At 57.5% G+C, this 4,084-nt stretch carries 4 protein-coding genes and 1 pseudogene; all 5 read left to right on the top strand.

Going from position 1 to position 4,084, the window contains the following annotated elements:
• A pseudogene (gene eno / locus Q0216_RS10555) lies at window positions 1–133 on the top strand (phosphopyruvate hydratase); the annotation flags it as partial.
• A 420-nt stretch (window positions 134–553) separates the two neighbouring features.
• Entirely contained in the window at window positions 554–1,468 is a 915-nt protein-coding gene (locus Q0216_RS10560; protein ID WP_298595318.1) for a beta-1,6-N-acetylglucosaminyltransferase, read from the top strand.
• Between the two features lie 157 nt (window positions 1,469–1,625).
• On the top strand, window positions 1,626–2,270 hold the full coding sequence (locus tag Q0216_RS10565; RefSeq protein WP_298595321.1) for a septum formation initiator family protein: 645 nt from the start codon (window positions 1,626–1,628) through the stop codon (window positions 2,268–2,270).
• A gap of 95 nt (window positions 2,271–2,365) precedes the next feature.
• Entirely contained in the window at window positions 2,366–2,965 is a 600-nt protein-coding gene (locus Q0216_RS10570; protein ID WP_049341514.1) for a DUF501 domain-containing protein, read from the top strand.
• A gap of 152 nt (window positions 2,966–3,117) precedes the next feature.
• Entirely contained in the window at window positions 3,118–4,071 is a 954-nt protein-coding gene (locus tag Q0216_RS10575; RefSeq protein WP_298595325.1) for an exopolyphosphatase, read from the top strand.
• The last annotated feature ends 13 nt before the right edge of the window (window positions 4,072–4,084 follow it).

The raw sequence follows: 4,084 nt of genomic DNA on the forward strand, positions 1-4,084 counted from the left end.
CCAGATCAAGACCGGTGCTCCCGCACGTTCCGAGCGCGTTGCTAAGTACAACCAGCTACTGCGCATTGAGGAAGAGCTGGGCGATGCAGCTGTTTACGCTGGCAAGTCTGCATTCCCCCGCTTCAAGGCATAAGTTACTGAAGCATCCGACCGCGTGAGCGGTTAGACGTCAAGGAGGCGGTGCTACCCCGTAGGGGAGTGGCACCGCCTCCTGCTCTGTGCCTGGGTTTCTTGAGCTTAGGGTTCCTACGGGAGAACGGTCATGCGAGATGTAGCATGATGCAAATCATTGCGTCTTGTACCGTGTGATGGATCGGTTTTCCTTGTCAGAGGCATATAATCTTGGGTATATACTCACTCACACTTCATGCTTTCAATTAGTTTAGGGCGTCAATGACGACTTAAACTTATGAGCTCACTTGGGGCTCTCTTATCGGCTACTCGGGTCGTACCTGGCTATATCGTGATGTGATTCATGACAGATAGTTGAGGTGCGGCCCTATTTTATATGTCGAAAGCATGCCTATTCACTCACATTTCACGTAGGAAGATCATGACAGTCTGTTATCTTGTCCTTGCCCATAAATATCCGAAACAGTTCAAGAAAATTGCTCAGCATATTCTGAACTCTGGGGGAGTATGCGTTGCCCATATTGATAAGAAAGCCAATATGGATGATTTCTACGTTGAGGGCGTATCTTACGTGCGCAAACGTGAAAATGTGCGCTGGGCCGGTTACTCTGCGGTGAAGGCAACTCAAAAAATGCTTGCTCAGGCTTTGAAAGAATATCCGGAGGCAACTCATTATGCATCCATTACGGGGCAGTGCTATCCCGTACGTCCTCTCCGTGAATACGCTGATTTTCTTGCCCGACCTGAGAACTTGGAGCGTTCCTGGGTAAGCTTCTATGCGCTAGCCCCCGGAATGCGTAACTACGTCCTGGTGCAGTACCGAGAATATAAGGACTTTGAAGGCCTACTGCCGGAAGGGATTATCCGCAGGGGCGTACGCAAAGTGTATTACAAGATTTCACGAATGTTCCCGCGCAAGAATTTGCCGATTCAGTTTTATCAAGGGTCGGCTTATTGGACGATTTCCCGCTCGGCCGCTCTTCAGGTGATGGACTTTTTGAAAACTCCGAAGGGTCGAGAGGTTACCAAGATTTTCCGCTCTGCCCCTATGCCTGATGAGATGTGGATGCAGAGTGTACTCCTCAATACGCCCGCTCGTGAGAATGCGGAGGCCTGGGCAACCGATGGCCAGTTGGCGCCGGGAACAAAGGGCTCTGAGAATCACGCAAACCACCACTACATTGATTGGAGTAGGAGAGGAGCTCACCCAGAGGTGCTGACCCTTGAGGATCTTCCTGCCATTCGAAAATCGGGAAAATGGTTTACCCGTAAGGTTGATCCTGAAGCATCAGCAGAACTTATTGAAGAGTTGGACCGTATCCAACAGAAATCGTAAAACTGTATCTGCTTGAATATATGCCGCCGAATCGCTGGTGTGTGTAAACCTACCAGCGATTCGGCGGTATTATTCTGCCTAAAGTTAATGCCTGTGTTGAGACGGTAGAATATGAAGGAAGCGCTTAGCGGTACAGAATGGAACGAGGGATAGAGCAATGAGCCAGCGAGCAAACCAGCAGACCCGGTCGCACTCTAAGAGTTCCACCGAATCCGCTCAGGGCGCTGCCTCCTCCGATGCGCCGCGTGGCGCCGCGAAGGAAGCCCGCACCTCCCTGTTGAAGAAGGCAAGCGCTCTTTTCTTTGGCGTGGGTTTGAGCGAGCGTCACCCTGAGCGTGAACGTCAGGCGCAGGCTCGCCGTGAGGAGCGTGCCCGCCGCCGCGCCGCAGCCCAGCAGGGCCGTGAAGAGGGCGGATACGACGCCCCCGTGGCGGCTCATATGTTCTCCGGTCGTAGCTTCCTGACCGCTGTTGTGGTGGGCGTGATTGCGCTCGGTACCGCATACCCGGTGGTCACCTACTTTGAGCAGGACCGGGAAATCAAGCGAATCAACACGCACATTTCCCAGCTGCAGCAGGAGAACGCTCAGCTGAAGGCGGAGCAGACCTGGTGGAACGACGACAACTACGTTCGCCAGCAGGCACGTAGCCGCCTCTACTATGTGAACCCCGGCGACACCCCCTACGTGGTTACCGGCATTACCGAGGACTCCACGAAGGCTGACGATACTTCTGCGAATGCGAAGAACGCCCCCGAGGACGCCTGGACCACGAAAATCTGGGATTCTCTCGAAAAGAACTAGCCCCAGCCACCGGCAGGAACCCTGCCCTGGCAAGAACCCGGCAAGCACCCGGCATAAGCGGACGAGGCGACCCCTCGCTCCAGAAACTTAGGATTATGAGCACCGAAAACACCATTGAAGAGCTGAAGGCACGCACCCCCGGCGGCTTCGGCGTAACTGTTGAAACCCTGACCCCCACCGAGCAGGACATCCGTGTTCTCTCCGCGCAGCTGGGCCGTAAAGTCCGCGACGTGATTGAGATTCCGGCACGCTGCGTGTGCGGTAACCCGCTCGTTGCTGCGACCGCGCCGCGCCTGAGCAACGGCACCCCCTTCCCGACCGTGTTCTACCTGGCGCATCCGGTGATTACCGCTGCGGCTTCCCGCCTGGAGGCGGGCGGCCTGATGTACGAGATGACCGACTCGCTGGCTGAGGACGCCGACCTTGCGGCACAGTACGCTGCCGCACACGAGAACTACCTGGCTGAGCGTGAGCGCATCCGCCTGATCAGCGGCACCGAAGAGGTCCCGGAGATTGATGGCATCTCTGCCGGCGGTATGCCGACCCGCGTGAAGTGCCTGCACGCCGTTATTGGCCACACCCTGTCGGTGGGTCGCGGCGTGAACCCGATGGGTGACCGCGGCCTGGACGCTATCGCCGAGTGGTGGACCCCCGAGGTCTGCTCCTGCGACCCCGCGTGGCGTGAAGAAGCCTAAATATTGATTCTGGTGCGCCCGCATCGTCGTAAGGGACGGTGCGGGCGCATAATAGATAGAAGAAAGAGCGCCGAAAAGCGAAAATTTTTCGCCTGCGGCGCTCGCTGTGCCTTTGGCACTGATTGGTATTGAAGACCTGAAAGGAACCCACCGTGCGCGTTGGTGCGATTGACTGCGGTACGAACTCTATTCGCCTGCTGATTGCTGATTCCACTACTGAGGTGGTGGACGGGGTCGAGAAGACCGTCCTGAAGGACGTTGTACGTGAGATGCGCATTGTGCGTCTGGGCCAGGGCGTGGACGCGACCGGCTGGCTGGCGCAGGAGGCGCTGGACCGTACTTTCGCTGCGGCGCGTGAGTACGCGCAGTTGCTGAAGGAGCACGGTGCTGACTCGGTGCGTTTCGTGGCGACCAGTGCGACTCGCGATGCGGGTAACCGCCAGGTGTTCGTGGACGGCATCCGCGAGATTTTGGGTATTGAGCCCGAGGTCATTAGCGGCGAGGAGGAAGCTGCGCTGTCCTTCGCGGGTGCGGTGCGTGCTGTCGGTTACGGCGATGGCGACACCCTGGTGTTCGATCTGGGCGGCGGTTCGACTGAGTTCGTGCTCGGTGACGAGTCGGGTGTGAAGGCTTCCCGCAGCGTCAATATTGGGTGTGTGCGCCTGGCTGAGCGTCACATGCTCAGCGCCCCGGCGACCGAGTCTCAGATTGCTCACGTTGAGGCTGATACTGACGAGGCTCTCGAGGTGGCGCGTGAGACGGTGCCCCTGCAGAATGCGCACCGTGTGGTGGCTGTGGCTGGCACCGCGACCACTGTGGCTGCCGCTGCGCTGGGTCTGGATCGCTACGATTCTGAGGCTATTAACGCTCAGAGTTTCTCGGTGGAGACTGTTCAGAAGACCTCCCGCTGGTTGGCTTCGCTGAACCGTGCCGAGCGTGAGGAGCTCGGTTACATGCACCCCGGCCGGGTGGATGTGATTGGTGCCGGCGCGACGATTTACGCCCGCATCCTGACCCGTCTGAATGAGATGACTGATGGCGCCGTGGATTCGGTGACCGTCAGTGAGCACGACATTCTGGACGGTATCGCTCTGTCCCAGCTGTAGGCTTGAATGCTCG

Source organism: uncultured Rothia sp., assembly GCF_937976295.1.
Classification (GTDB): domain Bacteria; phylum Actinomycetota; class Actinomycetes; order Actinomycetales; family Micrococcaceae; genus Rothia.

Coding starts and splice junctions, on each gene's coding strand:
- Q0216_RS10565 (WP_298595321.1), top strand. CDS start 1,626: ATGAGCCAGCGAGCAAACCAGCAGACCCGGTCGCACTCTAAGAGTTCC.
- Q0216_RS10570 (WP_049341514.1), top strand. CDS start 2,366: ATGAGCACCGAAAACACCATTGAAGAGCTGAAGGCACGCACCCCCGGC.
- Q0216_RS10560 (WP_298595318.1), top strand. CDS start 554: ATGACAGTCTGTTATCTTGTCCTTGCCCATAAATATCCGAAACAGTTC.